We start from the raw sequence: 21658 nt of genomic DNA, 5'->3' as shown, positions 1-21658 counted from the left end.
GTCGCAGGGTGGCGACGCGAAGACGCTCGCTCAAGGCCTCGACGGCATCGGCCTCGTCGACTCCGAAGAAGAGTCTGGGATGCTGTAGTGCCCTGCTGGGCCAATAGATTGCATTTCAGCGCGTGTCCACAAGGCCCTGGAGGTAGGCGCGAGCCGCCGGCCAGGGTGGTTCCCTGGCCAAGGCTCGCAACGCCGCTCCAGGGCCTTGTGGTGCGCGCCCGAAGGGAGCCCCCTTGGGCGCCAATAACCGCGTTGCACCGCTTGCCAAGGGCTACGGCCATCGGCGGCGCGATGCGCCTTGTTCTTGGCGCCCAACGGGGCTCTGAAACGCACTCTATTGGCCCAGCAGGGCACTCTCGCCGAAAAAGCCATCCATGGCTTTTTCGGCGTCGCTAACTAAAAAGCGTGGTTTTTAGTTAGCTCACATTTTCGACGGCTTGCAGCCATCGAAAATGCCGGTACATACCTGTACCGGGGTGAGAACACCGCAGTATCCAGGTCCGCTCTGACCCACTCTTTTTTATCCCAAGAGAGCCTCTGCTACTGCCTGCGGGCTGTTGATCAGTAGTTCAGCGCCGGCTTCCGTCAGCTCTTGTGCTGAGCCGAACCCATAGGTCACGCCGACGGCCCGCAGGCCGTTGGCTCGCGCGCCTTCCACGTCATGTCGCCGATCTCCCACCATGGTTGCGCCGGGAGGCGATTGCGTTTCCGCCAGCGCGTGCCGCAGCAGGTCCACCTTGCCGCTGCGAGTGCCGTCCAGCTCGGAGCCATAGACGGCGTCGAAGTACGGCCGCAGCTCGAAATGGTCGATGATGCGGTCGGCAAAAACCTGGGGTTTGCTGGTGGCGACAAAGAGGGTGTGGCCTCGGTCTCTGAGCGCCTGGAGCTGCGTGGAGATACCGGGGTAGGGATCATTTTCCCGCCAGCCGCAGTCATCGAACCGCACGCGGTAGAGTCGAACGGCTTCGTCCGCCAGCTCTTCACCCACCAGGTTTGCAAACGATGCTCTGAGCGGCGGTCCGATGAATCGGCGGAAGTCATCGTCGGATGAGTAGGGCACCGCCAGCCGATCCAGCGCATATTCGATACACCGGACGATGCCGCTTTCTGGGTTGGTCAGGGTGCCGTCCAGGTCAAAAAAAATGGGCTTTGGTGTGGTCACAGAGCAGCTCCAAGATTTCAGCGCGGCAGTTTACCCAAACAGGTGCAAGCAGATGGTCTAATAGCGGGTCTAACCCTCTTTAAACGGAAAATCCGGAACCGCAATCATGAGCAGCAGCACGGAGTACACGCCTCCCAAGGTTTGGCAGTGGGAGCAGGAGAGCGGCGGCAAGTTCGCCAACATCAATCGGCCGATCTCCGGTCCGACCCACGACAAGGAGCTGCCCCGCGGCAAACATCCGCTGCAGCTTTATTCGCTGGCCACGCCAAACGGCGTCAAGGTCACGATCATGCTGGAGGAGCTGCTGGCGCTCGGGCACAGCGGGGCGGAGTACGACGCCTGGCTGATCCGCATCACTGAGGGTGACCAGTTCGGCAGCGGTTTTGTCAGCGCTAATCCCAACTCCAAGATTCCGGCGCTCGTCGATCACAGCACCGACACGCCGACTCGGGTGTTCGAGTCGGGGGCTATCCTGGTTCATCTGGCGGAGAAGTTTGGTGAGTTTCTTCCCGCGGCCCCCGCAGCGCGGGCTGAAACCCTCAGCTGGCTGTTTTGGCAGATGGGCAGCGCGCCCTACCTCGGCGGTGGCTTTGGGCATTTCTATGCGTACGCGCCCGAGAAGTTTGAATACCCAATCAACCGCTTCGCGATGGAGGTCAAGCGCCAGCTGGACGTCCTCGATCGGAACCTGGCCGATCGAGAGTACCTGGCGGGTGACCAGTACACGATCGCCGATATGGCGACGTGGCCCTGGTACGGCGCGACCGCGCACGGCCTCATGTACGACGCCGGCGAATTCCTCAGCGTACACGAGTACAAGAACGTGATTCGCTGGGCTGACCAAATCAGCGCACGGGATGCCGTGCAGCGCGGCCGCATGGTGAATCGCACCTGGGGTGAGCCTGAAAAGCAGCTGCCGGAGCGGCACGATGCGGAGGATTTTGAGACCCGCACGGCCGACAAGCTGCCGCAGGAAGAGGGCTAGCTCTTTACGAACTCGGCACGCGCACGCGGCCGTGAAAGGTCCAGTGTTTGAGCGGGGTGTTGCCCCCGCTTGAACGCCAACGCTCGCCGCAGGGAGACCAGTCCTCCGACGGATCGTAGACCACCACATGCGCCCCTGGTCGGATGGCCGGCGGCTCGAGGCCGATAATTCCGGCCGGGCCTGCCGTCAAACGCTCGAGCAGCTTGGCGAGCGAAAGGTGGCCGTCTTCGGTCAGCCGAAGCCCCAGGCCCAGCAGCGTTTCCAGGCCGCTGATACCCGGTTCGGTATCGCCAAACGGCGCCAGCTTGGCGTCAGCAGGCAACGGGGTGTGGTCACTGCAGATAGCGTCGATGTTGCCATCGACAACCGCGCGCACCAGGCTGTCCCGGTCGCCGGTACTCCTCAGCGGCGGCTGAACGTGGCATAGCGGATCGAACCCGACCAAATCGTGTTCCGTAAGGAACAGCTGGTGGGCGGCAACGTCGGCGGTGATCCGCAGCCCGTCCGACCGGGCACGCTGCAGCATCGCCACCCCGGCCGCGCTGCTGAGACGCGTCAGGTGAATCGTTGCCCCGGTGTCTGCGGCCAGCGCGAGAATCCTGGCCATGCCGGCGGTTTCGGCAGCGGCTGGCACCGCCGGCAAACCCAGGCGGGTCGCGATTGCACCTTCATGGGCACAGCCGTCAGCCAAGCCGGGATCCATCGGTTGAAGGAATACGGTGAGATCCAAAGAGGCGGCGTACCGCAGCGCGCTGCGCAGCACTTTGCTGTCCGCAATCGGCCTGCCGCCGTCGCTCAGACCTACGCAGCCAGCCGCGCGCAGCGCCGCCTGATCGGTGAGCTGCTGGCCGGCCTGGCCGCGGGTCAGCGCCCCGAGCACGTGCACCGCGGCGGGCGCCGCTTCGGCGCTCGCCAGCCGCTCGCGGACCTTGGCAGGCGTATCGAGCGGCAGGCTGTCCGTCGGCGGGCAAACGACGTGCGCCAAGCCGCCGGCCGCCGCAGCCGCCAGTTCGCTGGCCGGCTGCTCCAGGACTCGCGCCGCCAGGTCAACCAGTCCGGGCAATATCCAGCACCCGCTGACGTCAACCGACTGGTAGCCGTCGGGGTCTGATGGCGGCTCGCCCACGGCGGTGACGATACCCTGATCGATCCACAGGTCGGCGACGGCGTCCAGCCCGCTTGCCGGATCTTTGAGGTGACCGCGCTGAAGGCGCTGTTTCATGGACTCGATTCCGTCGCGAGGCCGGGTCCTGCCCCCATGGTCAGGGCCATAATCGCCATGCGGACCGAGAGCCCATTGCGGACCTGCTCCAGCACGGTGGACTGTGGCCCATCAGCCACGTCACTGTCGATCTCAATGCCGCGATTCATCGGGCCGGGATGCATGACCAGACATTCCGGTCGCGCCAGCGCCAGCCGCTCGGCGGTGATCCCGTAACGCTGGTAGTACTCATCGCTGCTGGTGAGCAGCGGACCGCGCATCCGTTCTTTCTGGAGACGCAGTCCGATGACAACGTCAGCGTCCACCATGGCGTCGTCGAGGCTGCTAAAGAGGTGCACCCCCATCTGCTCCACACCGCTGGGAATCAGCGTGGCCGGCCCGACCACCCGAACCTGCCGCACGCCAAACAGATTCAGCACCTGGATCTGTGAACGGGCAACCCGCGAATGGGCGACGTCGCCGACGATGACCACCACCAGGTTTTCCAGGTCGGGCCGATGACGCCGAATGGTAAACAGATCCAGCATGCCCTGGGTAGGATGGGCGTGGCGCCCGTCACCTGCATTGAGCACGGCAACGCCTTCCGGCACATGCCGTGCAAAAAACTCGGCGGCGCCGGCCTGGGGGTGCCGGATGACAAACAGGTCGCAGCGCATCGCTTCCAGGGTGCGCAGCGTGTCGAGCAGGCTCTCGCCCTTGACGGCGGACGACGCGTTGATGTCCAGATTGACTACGTCCGCGGACAGCCGACGGGCCGCCAGGTCGAAGGTGGTACGCGTGCGGGTGCTCGGTTCAAAAAACAGGTTAAGGACGGTTTTTCCGCGCAGCAGCGGGAGCTTGCGCACATTTTTTTGGGATGCCGCGTCGAACGATTCAGCGGTGTCCAGGACGCGGGTCAGGAGCGCCTGGTCCAGTCCTTCGATCGACAGAAAATGGCGCAGCGTGCCGTCGGGGCGAACCTGCAGATTGTTGGCGTAGGGATCGCGCTTCACGGGGAGCTCGTCGGGGGTTGCAGGGTCAGAGCCAGCGGGTCCGGGCCGCTGAGCCGCAGCATCTGGTCGGCGGGAACGTCGACGGTGACGCCGACAAAATCCGGCGAGATCGGCAGCTGGCGGCCACCACGGTCCGCCAGCACGGCAAGCCAGATTCGACTGGGTCGGCCAAATTCAAACAGGGCGTTGATCGCGGCTCGGATCGTCCGGCCCGAGTGCAGGACGTCGTCGATGAGCAGCACCGGGCGACCGCTGAGATCGCCTTGCAGCCGCGTCGGCAGCGGCACCTTACGCATGCCGCGCTCGGCAAAATCATCGCGGTGAAAGCCGACGTCCAGCTGACCGATCTGGTCGGGTGCGACGCCGAGCGCCCGCCCGAGCTCGTCGGCCACCCAGCAGCCGCCGGTGTGGATGCCCACCAGGGCTGGCGGCGTCAGCTCGTCGCGAAAGCCGAGGCGAACCGCCTCCGTCAGCGTGGCTAACGCTTCGACGGCACTAGGCGGGGTTGTCGGCAAACCATGCCTCCAGAATGATTTGCGCCGCCACCGCGTCCTCGCGACCCGCCTGGGAACGGCGCGCACCGCCGGCGGCACGCTGCTGGCGGAAACGCTGCTGAGCCGCTTTGGAGCTGAAACGTTCGTCAGCCTCAAAAACCCGCAGACCCGACCGCTGTGCGAGCTGAGCAGCAAACTTCCTGGCCTGGCGGGTCATGGACTGGGTTTCTCCCTCAACGGTCAGCGGAATGCCGACGACCAGCGCGTCAGGTTGCCACTTTGCCAGGAGTTGTTCAATCTGCTCCCAGTGCTGGTCACCGCCGGTCTGCGTGATCACCTCAAGTGGGGATGCGGTCATCGTCACTCGCTGACCGGTGGCCACGCCAATACGCTTCAGGCCGTAGTCAAAACAAAGAAAAGACTGGTCACTCAACAGAGTGCGGAAGTCGCTGCAGGCCGCGGCACGGAGTGCTGTCAGGCATGCCCCGCGACGCCGGTGAGCGTCTCGATGTTGACGCCCAGGTTGGCTGCGGCGTGTTGCCAGCGGTCGTCGAGCGGCGCGTCGAATAGGATTCGGGCATCTGCATCGCAGCTTAACCAGGCGTTGTTGAGCATCTCTGACTCAAGCTGGCCCGCACCCCAACCGGCATAGCCGAGCGCCAGGAGCGAGTGCTCGGGCCCGTTGCCCGCGGCCAGGCCCTCGAGAATGTCGCGGGACGTCGTGAGAGTGATGTCCGGCGTGACCGAAAAGCTGGATTTCCACTGCTGACCGTTTTCCCGGTGCAGCACAAAACCCCGGTCCTGGTGCACCGGCCCACCAACCAACACGGGCTGATCGCCCCATGCGTCGTCTTCGCACTCGATCTTGAGCTGGTCGAGCACGTCTCCCACCATCAGCTCCGAAGCGCGATTGATGGTAATCCCGAGCGCTCCCGCGTCATTGTGCTGGCACAGATAGGTGACAGCACGTGAGAAGTTGGGGTCTTCCAGGCCAGGCATGGCAATGAGGAACTGGTCGTTCAGATAGGCTGATCCGTCCATACGCAAATCATAGCCCATAACCGCCACCATAGCGTCAACTAAAGGTAGACAAGATGTATGCGGCCGAAACGAGCAGACGGATGGTTAACTGTGAGAAAAAGCGAAAACCCGGCACACGGATGTGCTGGCGCGCAGCGCGACAATCGTCGCGCGGAGCGTAAGCAAACGGGAAACGACGTTTTCCTTTTGCGATGTCAGGCAGGCCAGGATGGCCTGTCCTGACATTGAACTAATTATGTCGTAACACCGCCCCAGGCAAGAACTGCCAGGTGCGAGTAATGTGGAGGATATCCACCTTGTCGCGAATCTTTTCGGGCAGCGGCGCGTAGGGTGCTCCCATGCGGACAATGCGAATGGCCGCCTCGTCCAGGAGCGGATAGCCGGAGGGCTGGATCACGTCAATCGCTTCGATCGAACCGTCCCGACTGACCGCGACGGTCAGGACCAGGGATCCTTCGAGCTTGCGCTGGCGTGCCTCGGCGGGATAGTTGAGGTTGCCGATGCGTTCAACCTTCGCCACCCAGGCCTGCATGTAGGTGGCAAACTCAAATTCACGGGTATTCGCTGAAATGAACTTGCGGCGCGGCCGCTTGGCGTAGGCCTGCAGCTCGCGCCCGATTTCTGCCTCCAGCCGCGCAATTTCCATGCTGCGCTGAAGCAGCTCCTGGGCGGTGGGCTGGGTTCGGTCAGGGACCGGCTTGCTCTCTTCGGTGGGCGCAACCTGCTGTTCGGCCAGCCGGGTGGTCAGCACTTCGGCGGGCTGTTCCTGCTGGGGTGTCGGGTTGGCGGGCGCAAGGGGAACCGGGGCGAGACCGGGGTCGGGTTTCGGGACCTGCCCGGTGATCGGGCTCTGGGGGCGGACTCGCTCCAGCTCGGTGCCGCCGCCCTTCTGCGACGCCTGGGCCAGGTAGTCGGCGTCTTCCGGCGGCGTATCACTTTTGCGTTGGACCAAAATCACGTCGAGAGACGGCAGCATTTCCGGCAGCTGGGGTTCCGCGTAGCTGAACGTCACACCGAGGATAATGACCGCGTGGCTGAGCAGCGCAAAGACCAGCGTCACGCTCAGCCGATCCTGGCTGGAAATGTGGTCTGCCGCGCTCATCGTTTCGCCAGGTGTGACTCCATACAGTCGAAAAGCTGACCCGCAATATTTAGTCCGTGCGCCGCGTCCAATTCCCGGATACAGGTGGGTGACGTGACGTTGATCTCCGTCAGCCGGTCGCCGATCACGTCGAGACCCGCAAACAGCACCCCCTCATCCCGCAGCATCGGCCCCACCGCCTCGGCGACCGCGAGGTCGCCGGAGTCCAGCGGTACCGCTACGCCTCGGCCACCCTTGGCGAGGTTTCCCCGAAAGTCCTGATCCGAGGGGATGCGGGCCAACGCATAAGGCACCGGCTCGCCGTCAATCATCAGGATTCTCTTGTCCCCTTCTGTGATCTGCGGCACAAATCCCTGCGCCATGATCAGGTGACGGCCCATCTCACCAACCGTCTCCAGCACCACGTTGAGGTTGGGGTCTTCAGCGCTCACCTTAAAAATCTGATGTCCGCCCATACCGTCCAGTGGTTTGACGATCGCCTGTCCCTGCTCGAGCACAAAATCGCGCAGGACCTGATGGTCGCGCGCTACCAGCGTCGGCGGCGTGAGCTGGGGAAAGCCGCAGATGGCGGCTTTCTCGTTGATGTTGCGCAGGGCCTCAGGGCGATTGACCACCAGGGCCCCGTTCTGCTCAGCTCGATCGAGCACATAAGTATCAGCGACGTACTCCATGTCGAACGGCGGATCCTTCCGCATCATGACCACGTCCACGTCGCCCAGGCGGATCGTCTCCTGGGGAGCCAGGTCGTACCAATGGTCAGGGTTGTCTTGGACTGTGACCCGTGCTGCCCGGGCAAAAGCCTCACCGTCGGCCACCCACAGGTGTCTTGGTTCGACGTAGTAGGTTCGATAGTCGCGTCGCTGCGCTTCGAGCAGCATGGCGAAGGTGGAGTCTTTTTTGATGTTGATCCCGCTGATGGGGTCCATCACAACCGCGAGGGAAATGGTCACGAGTGCTGCCTTTGCTGTTTCGTCATCCGAAAACGGGACTTCTTATGAGCGGCGCGCTGCGACGCCAGGGGTTTACAAAATTTTGCGCACGCTCACATTCGGGGCATTCTCGCGGTGATATAGTGCGAGTGCAAGTATTCGGCAGGCTGGATGCCGCCGTTCCGATTCTCGCGATTGCGGCTTTTTGGGGGCCGCCCACGCAGCGAAAACGGGCCCTTGCACGGGAAGTAAAATATTAATTGTCTGAAACACTTAGGCAAATAACTTGACATCGCCACTCAACATTGGTTAAACAGGCCGAACCTAGCCGGCGTGGTGGCCGGTGAACCAAGCGGGGAAAGTCGTGGAAGCAGCACCGGAAACATCTGGCCTGGAAGGCCTCAAAGTGATGGTCATTGATGACAGCAAGACCATCCGTCGCACTGCCGAAACCCTGCTGAAAAAAGAAGGTTGTGATGTCGTGACCGCAACCGACGGATTCGAGGCGCTTTCGAAGATCACTGACCACCAGCCGAGCATTATTTTTGTGGACATCATGATGCCTCGTCTGGATGGGTACCAGACGTGCGCACTCATTAAAAACAACCGGGTGTTCAGGACAACCCCGGTTGTCATGCTGTCCAGCAAGGACGGTCTGTTCGACAAAGCCCGTGGTCGAATTGTCGGTTCAGAACAGTACCTGACCAAGCCTTTCACCCGTGACGAGCTGCTGGGCGCCATCAGACGTCACGTCGATGATTCGGAAAGGTCGACGTAAGCCATCTCTGGGGGGACCATGGCGCAAATATTGATCATCGACGACTCACCGACCGACCTGCATGTGTTTCGTACCATGCTGGAACGGCACGGTTTTGACGTCACCACCGCGCAAAATGCCGAAGAAGGCATCAGCATGGCGCAGCGGCAGTGCCCGCAGCTCATCTTGATGGACATCATCATGCCGGGCATGAACGGATTCCAGGCGACGCGGCAGCTCAGCCGCGATCCGGCCACCCGCGATATCCCGATTGTCATTGTCACGAACAAGGACAACGCAACGGACAAGGTCTGGGGTATGCGGCAGGGGGCAGTCGACTACCTGATTAAGCCGGTCAAAGACTCGCGGCTTCTCAAGTCCATCAAAGGTGCACTGGAGGCGGCCGCGTGAGCAATACTCCCTTTAACACGTTGCGCGACGTGGAAAAGCGATCGCTGATCCACGCCGTTGGCCTGCCGGAGCAGGCGCTGGCGCAAGGCACATGGTCCGGCATCGCGTTCCAGGTTGCTGGACTGAACCTGGTTAGCGAAATCAGCGATATCGTGGAAATTCTGACCGTGCCGTCACTCACCGTAGTGCCCGGCGCAAAGGCCTGGGTCATGGGTGTGGCCAACGTCCGCGGCACCCTGGTGCCGGTCATCGACTTTTGCCTGTTCCTGGGCGGCGGTCGCACCACTCACACCAAATACAGCCGGGTGCTGGTGGTACAGCAGAGCGGCGGCGTGGTGGGCCTGTTAATCGACGAAGTCCAGGGACAGCGACATTTTCTGGTTGAGGACCTTTCGCAGGCGGGGCACTACGCCGAGCAGGCGATTGCACCCTACCTGACCCGAGAGTATCTGAAAGGCGAAGAGTTCTGGGGCGCGGTCGACTTTACCCGCCTGGTCAACAATCCGGTGTTTATGCAGGCCGCGGCCTGAGCAAGGGGAACGAATCATGTGCGAAATCAATGACGTTGATGCCAGGGTGAGGTGCTCGCTATGAGTGCAGCGGCTGGCACCCTGCAGGCAAGGGAAAGCAACACCGGGCTGTATCTGATCGGCGCGCTGCTGGTGGCGGTCATCCTGCTGCTGGTAGCCAACTTCGTCTTTCTGAACCAGGCCAACGAACAGCAGCGCCGACACCTGGCGCTCATTACCGAAGTTCAGGTGCAGTCGCAGCAAATCGCTAAGCTCGCCAACGAGGCGGCGGGCGGCGCGTTTGCGGCGTTTGATGCGCTGCGCGAGACCCGGGACAAGATTCAGATCAATCTGACAACACTGACCGAGGGCAACGACGCCGGCGTCACGGCCCTGCCGAAAGACGAATCGCTGGAGCAGATTCGCGTCAAGCTGGTGGATTCCACCTGGGCGGGCATTAAGACCGACGCTCAAACCATCCTGGAAGCCGGTGGTGAGGTCACAGACCTGGCGCAAGTGGTGGGCCAGTTCTCTAGGGAAGTGCCGGTGATGGGCGAGCGTCTGGACGACGTGGCCAAGGTGCTTACCGACATTAACGCTGACCGCCAGCAGATTTATCTCGCCACCGGGCAGCAGCAGGTGGCGGAGCGGATGCTGCGGCGGATTGCCGAGATCCTGTCCGGTGCCATGAACGCCAGCCAGGCCGTTGAGGGTCTGGCTCGAGACGTGGATCAGCTGCGGGGAATCCTCTCCGGCCTGCTCAACGGCAGCCCGGAGCTCGGCATCCGCGCTATCCAGAATCCCGAGGCGCTGGAGCGGCTCGGCTCGGTGTTTCAGGTCTTCAACGAAGTCGAAGCCAACGCCAAGCTGATCCTCGAGGCCGCCGCAACGCTATTCCGTGCCAAGGAGGCTTCCGACGGCATCTCACTCGGCTCAGGCGTGCTGCTCAGCGACGCTCAGCAGCTGGAAGAACGTTATGAGGAGCTCACCGAGGGTGAACAGCTGTTTCCCTCGCCGATCCTCGGATTTGGTCTCGGTGCCGCGGCGGCCCTGCTGATCGCGCTGCTGCTGTGGTACCTCTATCGCGACCAGCGTGCCCGCTTCCGGGTCACCGAGGACCTGAACCAGCGGAACCAGGAGGCTATTCTTCGCCTGCTGGACGAAATGGGCTCACTCGCTGAGGGTGACCTGACGGTGAAGGCTACGGTGACCGAAGACATCACCGGCGCGATCGCGGACTCGATCAACTTCGCGATTGAGGCCCTGCGCTCCCTGGTAACCACCATTAACGAAACCGCGGTGCAGGTGGCCTCCGCCGCCCAGGAAACGCAGGCGACCGCCATGCACCTGGCCGAGGCCTCCGAGCACCAGGCGCAGCAGATCACCTCAGCGTCTGCGGCGATCAACGAGATCGCGGTGTCGATTGACGAGGTGTCAAAGAACTCGGCCGAGTCAGCCGACGTGGCGCAGCGCTCGGTGGCGATCGCTGCCAAGGGCGCGGACGTGGTGCGCCAGACGATCGACGGGATGGACAACATCCGCGAGCAGATCCAGGAAACGTCTAAGCGGATCAAGCGGCTGGGTGAGAGCTCCCAGGAAATTGGCGACATCGTTGAGCTGATCAACGACATCGCCGAGCAAACCAACATTCTCGCGCTCAACGCTGCTATTCAGGCCGCTTCAGCCGGTGAGGCGGGTCGCGGTTTTGCGGTGGTTGCGGACGAAGTTCAGCGCCTCGCGGAGCGCGCCTCTAACGCAACGAAACGCATCGAGACGCTGGTACAGACGATTCAGGCTGATACCAACGAAGCGGTGATCTCGATGGAGCAAACCACCACCGAGGTGGTCAACGGGGCCCGGCTGGCGGAGGACGCCGGTGAGGCGCTCGGCGAGATCGAGAAAGTGTCACACGACCTGGCGGATCTGATTCAGAATATCTCCGAGGCGGCGCGCCAGCAGTCGGCGGCGGCGACCAACATCTCCGGCACCATGAACGTGATTCAGGAAATCACCACCCAGACCTCCGCCGGTACCAGCCAGACCGCTGAAAGCATCGGTCACCTGGCCGACCTGGCGGCGGAGCTGCGGCGTTCGGTAGCGGACTTTAAGCTGCCGGCCTGATCCGGCGCTGGTTAATCGACGACTCTATGATCAGTGGACAGGCTCAAATCATGATGAATCCCGGCGTCTTACCCGGCGACGGGATCGTGATGGATGACGCCGAGTTCGACCGCTGGGTAAGGCTGTTAGAACAGCGCACGGGCGTGGTCGTGCCGCCCAGCCGGCGCCAGTTTCTCGAGACCAACCTACGCCTCCGGCTGGCGGAGCTAAAGCTTGTGAGCCTGGAGCGTTATCACGACGAGTGGCTGGTCGGTCCTAACGGCGCGCGCGAGTGGGCCGTGCTGGTCGATCGGCTCACGGTTCACGAAACCCGGTTTTTTCGCCATACGCCGTCACTGGCGCTGCTGCGCGAACACATTCTCCCGGCCTACATGGCTCGCACCGGCGGGCGGCAGGAGTTTCATGCCTGGAGCGTCGGTTGCGCGACCGGCGAAGAGGCGTTCAGCCTGGCGATGGTGATCGACGACTATGCGCGCCGTGCTCGCCCGCGTTTCCGCTTTGCCGTTACCGGTTCCGACGTGAGCGGCCCGGCCCTGAAGGTGGCGGACGCCGCCGTCTACTCGGTCGATCGCGAGCGCGAGATTCCCGCCGGCTATCGCGACTACAGCCGCGCTCACGGTGTCGATGAGTTTGTCATCGACGCGGCGCTGCGGGCGCGGACCCGTTTTGCGCAGCTCAACCTGCTCGACATTGAACGCCAGCCGATGAGCGGCCTGGAACTGATCTACTGCCAGAACGTGCTGATCTATTTTCCCCGCGCTCGCCGCGAAGCGTTTCTGGACCAGCTGGTGAATTGCCTGCGGCCTGGCGGTTGCCTGATTATCGGTCCTGGCGAAGTGACTCAGTGGCGTAACCCGCTGCTGGAACGGATCGACAGCAGGCGCGCCCTGGCATTCCGCCGCCGCGGCGACGCCGGCCCGATCGCCGAGGACAGCTCAACATGAGATTGCAGGACGACATCGATTTCACCACGTTGAGCTGGGTCAAGCAGGAGCTTGATGAGACGCTGAAACAGGCCCGGCAGGCGCTGGAAGCGTACGTCGAGGATGCGACCGACGCGAGTCAGATGCGTTTCTGCGCAACGTACCTGCACCAGGTGCAGGGCACGCTGAGAATGGTTGAGCTCTACGGGGCGGCCCTGGTCGTCGAGGAGATGGAGCAGGTTGCGCTTGAGCTTCTCGAGGACGAGATCTCCGACCGGGAGGAAGCGTACGCGATGCTGATGCGCGGCATCGTCCAGCTTCCTGACTATCTCGAGCGGCTGCAAAGCGGGCACCGGGATATCCCGGTGGTACTCCTACCGCTGCTGAACGATCTCCGCGCGGCGCGCGGTCAAAAGCTGCTGTCGGAAACCGCGCTGTTTTCCCCGGATCTGACGCAGCCGCTGCCCGATTCGCTGGCCTCGCCCAGTCCGGAGCTTGGCGAGCGACAGCTGAGGGTCGCGGCCGCAAAAATCCGTAAAGCCTTCGAAGCCTCGCTGGTTCAGTGGTTCCGAGCTGATGGTGACTTTGGACTGATCGAACGGCTCCAGTCTTGCTGCGGCAAGCTGCTGCAGGTGACCCATCACGAGGACGGTCGTCGTCTCTGGTGGGTGGCCAGCGGTGTCTTTGACGGTCTTCGCATGGGTGCGGTCAAACCCAACGGCGCGCTCAAGCTGCTCATCGGCAAGATCGATCGACAGATAAAAGGGCTGGCGCTAAAGGGTGAAAGCTTTTTTGATTCCGGCGAGGCGCAGGAGCTGACCCGCGGGCTGCTCTACTACGCGGCCCACGGCGGGGCCGGATCGCAGCTCATCGAAGACCTCAAGGAGCGGTATGGCCTCGCCGCGCTGCTGCCCCAGGCCGCGGAGCTCGAACACGCGCAGGGCGCGATGTCGGGCCACAACCGTGAGCTGCTGAGTACGGTTTCCGGGGCGATTAAAGAAGATCTGATGCGGGTCAAAGACTCGCTGGACCTCAAGGTGCGGCGGGGCGATCTGACGGTCGAAGGTTTCAACGAGCAGGGTGAGACCCTCGATCGCGTGGCCGATACGCTGGGCATGCTCGGACTTGGCGTGCCGCGGAAGGTGGTGCTGGAACAGCGCGAAAAAGTGACCGATATCGTGGCTGGCCACGTTTCGATCGACGAGCCGCTGCTGCTGGATATCGCCGGATCGCTGCTTTACGTGGAAGGTTCGCTGGATGACCACATCGACCAGCTGGGCAGCACCTCGGAAGGCGCCGTCCCGGCACCTGATGAGGAAGGCGAAGACGGCGACTCCGATGGCGCCGCTGAGCTGCCGAGGTCGGAGGTCCGGCGCATCCTCGACGCGCTGATGAAGGAAGCCTCCGGCAACCTGCAGATCATCAAGCAAAACATCGTCGAGTTCATCGAAGCGCCCTGGGACCACAAGCGAATCGAAGACACGCCGGCGCTGCTCGAGGAGATTGTCGGCGCGCTCAAGATGCTCGATCTCACCGAGGCGGCGGAGCTGCTCGGGGGCATCGTGGCCTACACCGAGGTTGAGCTGCTGCGGCGTCGCACCGTTCCGGGCGCTGAAGATCTGGACACCATCGCTGACGCGGTAGCGAGTCTCGAATACTACCTCGAGGCGGTGCGGGAGCATCGGCCCGGTCGCGACAAAATTTTGGAAGTTGCTCGCCAAAGTCTGACTCAGCTTGGCTACTACGGTGAAGAGGCGATTGCCGAGCGGCGCAGCCAGCCCATCGAGGAAGCGCCGCCGCCCGAGCCACCGCAGGCGTCTGCTGATGAAGCGGTCAGCGAAAGCGATCCGGCAGAAGCGGAAGCCGCCGCGTCGGACGAACGATCCACCGACGATCTCGAACCCGCGGAATCCGTTGAGCTCGAGGCGCAAAACATCGAAACGGCTGCGGCGCTGACGGCGGCCCCCCGGGTGGCTGCTGCCGACGGCCCTGCCGATATCTCCGACGATATCGACGAAGAGATCCGCGACGTCTTCATCGAAGAGGTCGAGGAAGAGCTTGCCTCGCTGAACGAGCTTTACCCGAAGTGGCGGTCGGACACCGAAGACGAGCAGGCGCTGGGTACGCTGCGGCGGACCTTTCATACCCTCAAGGGCAGTGGCCGCCTCGTCGGCGCGCTGACAATCGGCGAATTTAGCTGGCAGATTGAAAACCTGTTCAATCGAATCATCGACGGCACCGTCGAAACCTCACCGCAGGTCCTTGAGCTGCTCGACAACGCCGTGGCCGCGGTCCCGGGCCTGCTTGCTGGCGTCAAGGGAGAGGGCCGGTCGACGCAGGACATCGAAGCCATCAAGCAGGTCGCTGAACGGCTGGCTGAGGGCGAACAGGTCAGTCTGTCTGATGTGGCCGGCGCGCCGGCAGACGAAGCAGCTGCGCCCGCCTACGCTGAAGCCGTTGAGGCTGAAACCGAGCCTTCAGCTGAAGCTGAACTGTCCGTCGAAGCGGAGAGCGCGGAGACGATTGAGCTCGAGGCGGCGAGCGAGACCGCTGAGCTGGACGATGAAGAAATATCCGAGGCGCCGGAAGCGGAAGGCCTGACGCCGGATCTTGAAGAGGTTACTGCCGCCTTCGAAGGCCTCGATCTGGACCTCGACCTAGACGCGGAAGACGAGGCCGATAAGGCTGCACCGGCTGACGGGGTTGGCGAGCTGGAAATGCTCGACGACGCAGCGGCTTCGCTGGCGGCGGCGGAAGAGTCGTTCTCGCCGGACGACGACTTGATTTTGGTCGACGATCAGGAAGCTGATCCGGACGTCGTCGAAGAAAACGCCGCGCCCTCAGCGCCGCTGGAGCTGTCCCTGGAGCCCCTCGAGGGCGAAGAGGCGGCGGATCCGAGCGGTGCGGGTGATGACGCGGGTCGCGCCGTGTTTGACCTGGGGCTTGAGCCAGATGACGGGGGTGTTGATCAGGGTCAGTCGCTGGAGGCGGTGACCGCTACCGGCCGTCCCGAGCCGCAGCCGGAAGAGCTGGCGGCCGATGACGAAACCGCCGAGCCTGTCGGCGACGAGGCCCCTGAGGCTCGGGATCCCGCCGAGAGTGATGAGCCGCTCGACCTGGACTTCCTCGATCTGGATACGCCGGACGGCGAAGCCGCGGAGCTGGCGGTCAGCGACGAACCGGACCTCGGACTGGAAGAGCTGAGTCTCGACGATCTCCTGGCGGACACCCCAGGGGACAGCGATGAGGGTGAGGCGGCCGAGGCCGCGTCGGAGGAGCCGGCAGCTGAAACTACCGCCGCTGAGCAGGACGAGGCTTTTGACGTTTCCGACCTGGGCTTCGACGATCTGCCCACAGAGCCGGGGGGCGCTGTTGTCGAAACGCCGGACAACGACGATCTGTCGCTGGACGACCTGGACCTGGGCGACCTGACGCTTGAGCCCGACCCGGACACAGAAGCGTTGCCGAGTGAAGCGACGGAGGCAGAGGCTGCCGAAGTAGCAGAGGCCGAAGACGATGTTGAGGCGTCAGCCGACGAGGAAGCGGATCTGCCGACGCAAAAGATCCGGCTGGACGACCTGGAGCTGGTGCCGCTGGACGACGAAGCCTCGGCGGCTGAGGATGTCCCGGCTGGGGCTGTGGCCGAGGGCGAAGATGCAGAAGCGCAGGACGCGCTGGCGGCGGACGATGAGAGTGACGAGCTGTCGCTGGTGGACTTTGACGATGAGCTTTCGGTGGGCGATGAGCCGTCGCCGGATGAGGCGCCGGTGGCAGCCGCAGACGACCCGATTCTGGCCCTCGGCGATGGCGAGGACCTGTCGCTGGTCGATTTTGGCGAAGAGCTGACGCTGGATGATGACGCGGTGCTCGGGCTAGAGCGCACCGCGGATGACGTTGGCGACTACGACCTGGAGTCCTTCCTGAACGAAGTTGCCGCTGATGACGCGATGGCCGAACTCAAGTCGGCCGGCTTGGCTGAACCTGAGCCGGGCGACTCGCCGTCGACCGAGGCCGACGAGCTCAGCGCTGACGACGCGCTGGACATCGATGCGCTCCTGGACAGTCTGCCGCCCGAGGCGCTGGAGGAAGCCGCGGAGGAAGCGGCGGCTGTGCCGGAAGACGTGCTGGATGATACGACCGACGCCGGGGACGATCTGGCGCCGGCCGAGGCGGAGCTGAGCGCCAGCCGCGAAGCGATCGATCCGGTGCTGCGAGACATTCTGCGCACCGAGATTGCCGACCACGTGGTGGTGCTGCGCCGATACCTGGACGACAACCAGGACGCCGAATCCCCTGAGCGTGTGCACGAACCACTGCTGCGGGCGGTCCACACGTTGAATGGCGCGGTCTCCATGGTAGAGCTACCAGAGCTCGCCGCCGTAACGGCCCCGCTGGAGGGGTACGTCAAGCGGCTGCACTCGGCCGAAGACACCCCTGGCGAGTCGGGTCTGGCCGCTCTCAAGGAGACGGCCGACCTCCTCGACGAGGTCACCCAAGGTTTGGACAGCGACGCGCTCTCGTTGCCGGATACCCGGCCCTTGAGCGAGCGGCTTACGTCGTTGCGCGACGATCTGCCGTCGGCTGACGGCTTCAATCAATTGCTGGATGAGGAGTCCGAACTGGCGTCTGACGACCAGCCGATCCCTGAGGGCGGTTTTGAAGACGATCTTGAGCTGATTTCTTCCCTGGACTTCGAGGGTGGTGCTGATGAGACGGCATCGGTCTCGGCCACAGACGATGCCGTTCTCCCCACCGAAGCGGACACCATCACGCTCGAAGACGGCGAACCCGAGCTGCTGGGCGAGGGCGATCTGGCGTTCGACGAAACAACCCTGCTCGCTGCCGCAGAGGACGCGGTTGAAGACAGCGAAGCGATCGCTGAGACGGTGGGCCGCAACGACTCAGCGGAATCCGAGGACGCATCAGTCGATGCGGCGGTGGAGCCGGAAGTGCAAGCTGACGAGGCGACGCCGGGGGAGGCCGCTGCCGAAGGAACGGACGACGAGGGCCTGCCGACGGACGCCGTCGAAGAGATCGAAGCTGAGCCAGAGACGTCAGACGAGCTGGCGATGGATGCCGCCGCGGACGATTCGGCCGTCGAGGATGAGAGCGAGCCCGAGGCTCACGATGAAACGGTGGCCGAGGCCGAGCCGGAGGCCGATCAAGATGCTGGCGAAACTTCGCTCGAGGACAGCGCCGCTGACGACGCCGAAGGCCTAACGGAGTCCGTCGAGGAGACCCTCCAGGACGCCGACGCGGAAGACGCGGCCGAGGCGACGTTCGACGATGTCGAAGCGGAAGCCGAGCTAGAGGAAACGACCGAAGCTCAGGCTGAGGCGGAGTCCGAGGACGAGGTCGACGAGGAGGCCGAGGCGTCAGTCGAAGCCCCGTCCGCCGAGGACGAGGCCGATCAGCAGGCCGCGGAAGCCATCGCTGAGCTCGCCTCCGATCTGGAAGCGTGGGAGGAGATGGCCGAAGCGCAGGGGCCGGTATCGGTCCCCGACGACGAGACCGTTGCGCTCGAGGACCTGGGCGACATCGACGACGAGCTGCTAGAGATCTTCCTGCAGGAAGGCGCTGAGATTCTGGATGAGTCGGACCACAAGATGGCCGACTGGCGCGAAAACGCCGAAAACAACGAACCCGTGCTTGAGCTCCAGCGGGAGCTGCACACGCTCAAGGGTGGTGCTCGCATGGCGGGCCTCGGGCCAATCGGTGATCTCAGTCACGCCATGGAGTCGCTGTTCGAAGGGGTGGTCGAAGACCGCATCTCGGTCACCGATCAGACGGTAGAGATTCTTGAGGCGGCCTTCGACCAGCTGCATCAGATGCTCGACCAGGTTTCCTCCCGGGAGCCGATTCCCACGGGCAAGCTGTCGATTGCCCGCATCGAGGCGGTGCTCAGCGGACGCCCGCTGGAAGAGCTTTCGCCCGAAGCAGAGACCTCGGAAGCCGCTGAGGTGGTCGCAGATGACGCTGAGGTGGCGGAAACCACGCCGGCAGTCGAGGAAGAGCCGGAAGTTGTCGAGGCTGCGGATGATGAGACGCCAGCTGCCGCTGATGACGCTGAGCTGACAGCCGAGCCGGAGCCCGCTCCCCAAGTGGCACCGGAAATCGAACGTCCGACTGCCCTGGACCAGCAGGCGCAGCGCAGCGGTGCCCCTGCAGCTAGGCCGCAGCAGGAGCTGATCCGTGTCCGGGCCGACCTGCTGGACAACCTGGTGAACTACGCTGGCGAGGTCAGCATCTATCGGTCGCGCCTGGAACAGCAGATCGGAACTTTCCGCTTCAACCTGGTGGAATTCGATCAGACGGTGACCCGTCTGCGGGAACAGCTTCGCAACCTGGAGATCGAGACCGAAGCGCAGATCCTGTCGCGCTACCAGCGTGAGGCCGAGGAACTCAACGAGACCTTCGACCCGCTGGAACTGGACCGTTTCTCGACGCTTCAGCAGCTCTCCCGAGCCCTGGCTGAATCCGTGTCTGACCTGGTGTCGATTCAGAGCATGCTGGATGATCTGACGCGCCAATCCGAAACGCTGCTGCTGCAGCAGTCGCGCGTCAACTCGGATCTGCAGGAAGGGCTGATGCGCACCCGCATGGTGCCCTTCGACTCGCTGGTGCCGCGGCTGCGACGGATTCTTCGACAAACCACGGCTGAACTGGAAAAGAAAGCGCAGCTTCGTGTGAGTGGCGCTCAGGGTGAGATGGACCGCACGGTGCTCGAGCGCATCACGGCGCCGCTGGAGCACATCCTGCGCAACGCCGTGGCGCACGGTCTGGAAGGCCCGGAGGATCGAGACCGCGCCGGCAAGACGCCGGAAGGAACGATCCAGGTGAACGTTGCGCGTGAAGCGACCGAAGTGGTGATCACCGTTTCGGACGACGGCGGCGGCGTCGACCACGAGCGGGTCCGAGCCAAGGCGATCGAGCGCGGCATGCTCAAGCCGGACGCCGAGCTCACCGACCGCGATCTCTACGGATTCATTCTGGAAACCGGTTTCTCGACCGCGGATGAGGTCACCAAGGTTGCCGGCCGCGGCGTCGGCCTGGACGTGGTGAACAGCGAGATCAAACAGCTCGGGGGCTCGCTGGATATCAGCTCAAACCAGGGGCAGGGCACCACGTTTACGATCCGCCTGCCGTTCACCCTGGCGGTCACCCACGCCATTATGGTGCGGGTCGGCGACAGCACCTTTGCGGTACCGCTGACCAGTATCCAGGGTGTCGTGCGGATGCAGCGGGATGAGTTTGACCGCCGCATAGAAGAAGGCGAAACCAGCTACAGCTATACGGGCGAGGAGTATCAGCTGAAGGAGCTGGCCGTGCTGCTGGGCTTGGAGCGACGCGAGAGCGCCGATGACGACATGACCCCGGTGCTGATGTCGCGCATCGGCGATCAGCGGGCCGCCATTCGCGTCGACGCCGTTCTAGGCAGCCGCGAGATTGTCGTTAAGTCGGTCGGTCCACAGATCAGCTCGATTCCCGGCATCTTTGGCGCCACGATTCTCGGCGACGGCAGCGTGATCATGATTCTGGATCTCGGCCCGCTGGTGCGCCGGGGAGCGGCCCTGCGGCTGGGGCCGGACGAGGCGGCTGCGGCCCCCGACGAACCGGCGCCGCAAGAGGTTGATCGGCCGCCGACCATTATGGTGGTGGACGACTCGATCACGATGCGCAAAGTCACCTCGCGCGTGCTGCAGCGGCATGCCATGGAGGTCACCACAGCGAAAGACGGGGTGGACGCGGTCGAACAGCTTCAAGATGCGGTGCCCGACCTAATGCTGCTCGATATCGAAATGCCGCGGATGGATGGTTTCGAACTGGCGACGCACATGCGCAACGACGAGCGCCTCAAGCAGGTGCCGATCATCATGATCACCTCGCGAACCGGTGATAAACACCGGGATCGGGCGATGGAGATCGGCGTGAACCGCTATCTGGGCAAGCCCTATCAGGAAGCTGAGCTGCTGAGCAACGTACGCGAGCTCCTGGAAGAGGTGAAGGCGGCTGGCTGATGGCGAATACGGCCAGCAACTCCCGAGTCTCGGGCGCTGCCACGACCGTCGCCGTGCTGTACGAGCAGGCCGCGCATCGCGAGGCGCTCGTGGCGGCCGTATCGGCCGCCGGGGCGACACTGACCGCAGAGCTGCGCTTTAGTGAATTTGCCGCGGGCGCCGTCGACGCGCTGCCCGCCGACGTGCTCCTGCTCAATCTCGAACCGCTGCTGGATCGCAAGCCCGCCATCTTAGAACAGGTGCTGGCGGAGCAGGGTCGGCGCGGGCTGGTCATTAACGATGCGGCCGCCAGTGCCCAGCTTGACGGCCCCGACCGGGCCCGCTGGCTGCGCCACCTTGCGGCCAAGATCAGCGGCACCGGCCGCTGGCTCCCACCCAATCCTCAGCTGCCTGCAGACGAGGCGCCGCTGGCGGCCAATGACACCTTTGAGGTCTGGCTGCTGGGCGCTTCGATCGGGGGGCCTGAGGCGGTCCGGAGCTTTCTGGCTGAACTCAGTCCGGAATGCCCGGCGGCCCTGCTGCTGGCCCAGCACATCGGTCAGGAGTTTGTCGATTCGCTGGCCGAGCAGCTGAACCAGGTGTCGGCACTGCCCGTCAGCCTGGCCCGCAGCGGGATGACCCTGCTTCCGGGCCAGGTGCTGGTGACGCCGGTGGGTCAGATAATGAGCTTCAACGCCGCAGGCCGGGTGGTCTTGAGCGACTATCCAACGCCGCCGCAGTACTCACCCTGCATCGACGACGTGATCGCCGGCCTGCTGGAGCGCTACGGCTCGCGCCTGCACGGCATCATATTCTCCGGCATGGCGAGTGATGGCGTTGCCGGCGCCAGCGCGATCCGGGAATCGGGCGGTCAGCTCTGGGTTCAGGACCCAGAATCCTGCGTGGTGGCCTCGATGGTAGAGGGCGCTATGCGTGACGGCCCGGTAAACCACACCCTGCCCCCGGCGCAGCTGGCCCGCCAGCTCAATCAGCGGCTGAGCGGTTAGCATGAA

At 63.7% G+C, this 21658-nt stretch carries 16 protein-coding genes; 8 read left to right on the top strand and 8 right to left on the bottom strand.

Features of this window, described 5'->3' with window-relative positions; genetic code table 11:
* Positions 1-520 precede the first annotated feature (520 nt).
* Positions 521-1162, bottom strand: coding sequence for an HAD hydrolase-like protein (locus AAF358_16030; GenBank protein ID MEM7707065.1), 642 nt, complete (start codon positions 1160-1162; stop codon positions 521-523).
* Positions 1163-1268: 106 nt separating this feature from the next.
* Between AAF358_16030 and yghU the strand changes: the two genes are divergently transcribed.
* The gene (yghU, locus tag AAF358_16025; protein ID MEM7707064.1) at positions 1269-2147 is read left to right on the top strand and encodes a glutathione-dependent disulfide-bond oxidoreductase; all 879 of its coding nucleotides are present in this window, start codon (positions 1269-1271) and stop codon (positions 2145-2147) included.
* 4 nt (positions 2148-2151) lie between these two features.
* Here the strand turns inward: yghU and AAF358_16020 are convergent, their stop codons facing one another.
* The 7 genes from AAF358_16020 to gshB form a co-directional block, all read right to left on the bottom strand.
* On the bottom strand, positions 2152-3369 hold the full coding sequence (locus AAF358_16020; protein ID MEM7707063.1) for a dihydroorotase: 1218 nt from the start codon (positions 3367-3369) through the stop codon (positions 2152-2154).
* Positions 3366-4361 carry an aspartate carbamoyltransferase catalytic subunit gene (locus AAF358_16015; GenBank protein ID MEM7707062.1) on the bottom strand — a complete coding sequence of 332 codons (996 nt, stop codon included), beginning with the start codon at positions 4359-4361 and terminating at the stop codon, positions 3366-3368. The genes AAF358_16020 and AAF358_16015 overlap by 4 nt, the downstream gene beginning before the upstream one ends.
* Positions 4358-4876, bottom strand: a complete 519-nt coding sequence (gene pyrR, locus AAF358_16010; GenBank protein MEM7707061.1) for a bifunctional pyr operon transcriptional regulator/uracil phosphoribosyltransferase PyrR — start codon at positions 4874-4876, stop codon at positions 4358-4360. The genes AAF358_16015 and pyrR overlap by 4 nt, the downstream gene beginning before the upstream one ends.
* A complete protein-coding gene (gene ruvX, locus AAF358_16005) occupies positions 4857-5288 on the bottom strand; it encodes a Holliday junction resolvase RuvX (GenBank protein ID MEM7707060.1) in 432 nt (143 codons plus the stop codon). Before ruvX ends, pyrR begins: the two co-directional genes overlap by 20 nt.
* 41 nt (positions 5289-5329) lie before the next feature.
* Entirely contained in the window at positions 5330-5896 is a 567-nt protein-coding gene (locus AAF358_16000; protein ID MEM7707059.1) for a YqgE/AlgH family protein, read from the bottom strand.
* Between the two features lie 229 nt (positions 5897-6125).
* Positions 6126-6998 (bottom strand): energy transducer TonB, encoded by an 873-nt coding sequence (locus tag AAF358_15995; protein MEM7707058.1) that lies wholly within the window; start codon positions 6996-6998, stop codon positions 6126-6128.
* On the bottom strand, positions 6995-7948 hold the full coding sequence (gene gshB / locus AAF358_15990; GenBank protein MEM7707057.1) for a glutathione synthase: 954 nt from the start codon (positions 7946-7948) through the stop codon (positions 6995-6997). The genes AAF358_15995 and gshB overlap by 4 nt, the downstream gene beginning before the upstream one ends.
* 388 nt (positions 7949-8336) lie before the next feature.
* On the opposite strand from gshB, the gene AAF358_15985 reads away from it, so the two are divergent.
* The 7 genes from AAF358_15985 to AAF358_15955 are packed head-to-tail and all read left to right on the top strand — an operon-like array spanning position 8337 to position 21652.
* Positions 8337-8705, top strand: a complete 369-nt coding sequence (locus AAF358_15985; protein MEM7707056.1) for a response regulator — start codon at positions 8337-8339, stop codon at positions 8703-8705.
* 18 nt (positions 8706-8723) lie between these two features.
* Positions 8724-9095, top strand: coding sequence for a response regulator (locus AAF358_15980; protein ID MEM7707055.1), 372 nt, complete (start codon positions 8724-8726; stop codon positions 9093-9095).
* Positions 9092-9625: a chemotaxis protein CheW gene (locus AAF358_15975; GenBank protein MEM7707054.1), complete on the top strand. Its 534-nt coding sequence runs from the start codon at positions 9092-9094 to the stop codon at positions 9623-9625. The genes AAF358_15980 and AAF358_15975 overlap by 4 nt, the downstream gene beginning before the upstream one ends.
* A gap of 60 nt (positions 9626-9685) precedes the next feature.
* Entirely contained in the window at positions 9686-11725 is a 2040-nt protein-coding gene (locus tag AAF358_15970; GenBank protein MEM7707053.1) for a methyl-accepting chemotaxis protein, read from the top strand.
* A 50-nt stretch (positions 11726-11775) separates the two neighbouring features.
* Positions 11776-12669: a CheR family methyltransferase gene (locus tag AAF358_15965; GenBank protein ID MEM7707052.1), complete on the top strand. Its 894-nt coding sequence runs from the start codon at positions 11776-11778 to the stop codon at positions 12667-12669.
* Positions 12666-20666 carry an Hpt domain-containing protein gene (locus AAF358_15960; protein ID MEM7707051.1) on the top strand — a complete coding sequence of 2667 codons (8001 nt, stop codon included), beginning with the start codon at positions 12666-12668 and terminating at the stop codon, positions 20664-20666. Before AAF358_15965 ends, AAF358_15960 begins: the two co-directional genes overlap by 4 nt.
* Positions 20666-21652 (top strand): chemotaxis protein CheB, encoded by a 987-nt coding sequence (locus AAF358_15955; protein MEM7707050.1) that lies wholly within the window; start codon positions 20666-20668, stop codon positions 21650-21652. Before AAF358_15960 ends, AAF358_15955 begins: the two co-directional genes overlap by 1 nt.
* The last annotated feature ends 6 nt before the right edge of the window (positions 21653-21658 follow it).

Source organism: Pseudomonadota bacterium, from assembly GCA_039033415.1.
GTDB lineage: Bacteria > Pseudomonadota > Gammaproteobacteria > Xanthomonadales > SZUA-38 > JANQOZ01.
The sequence above is the reverse complement of the archived record's forward strand: the minus strand, read 5'-3'. Positions and strand labels throughout refer to the sequence as shown.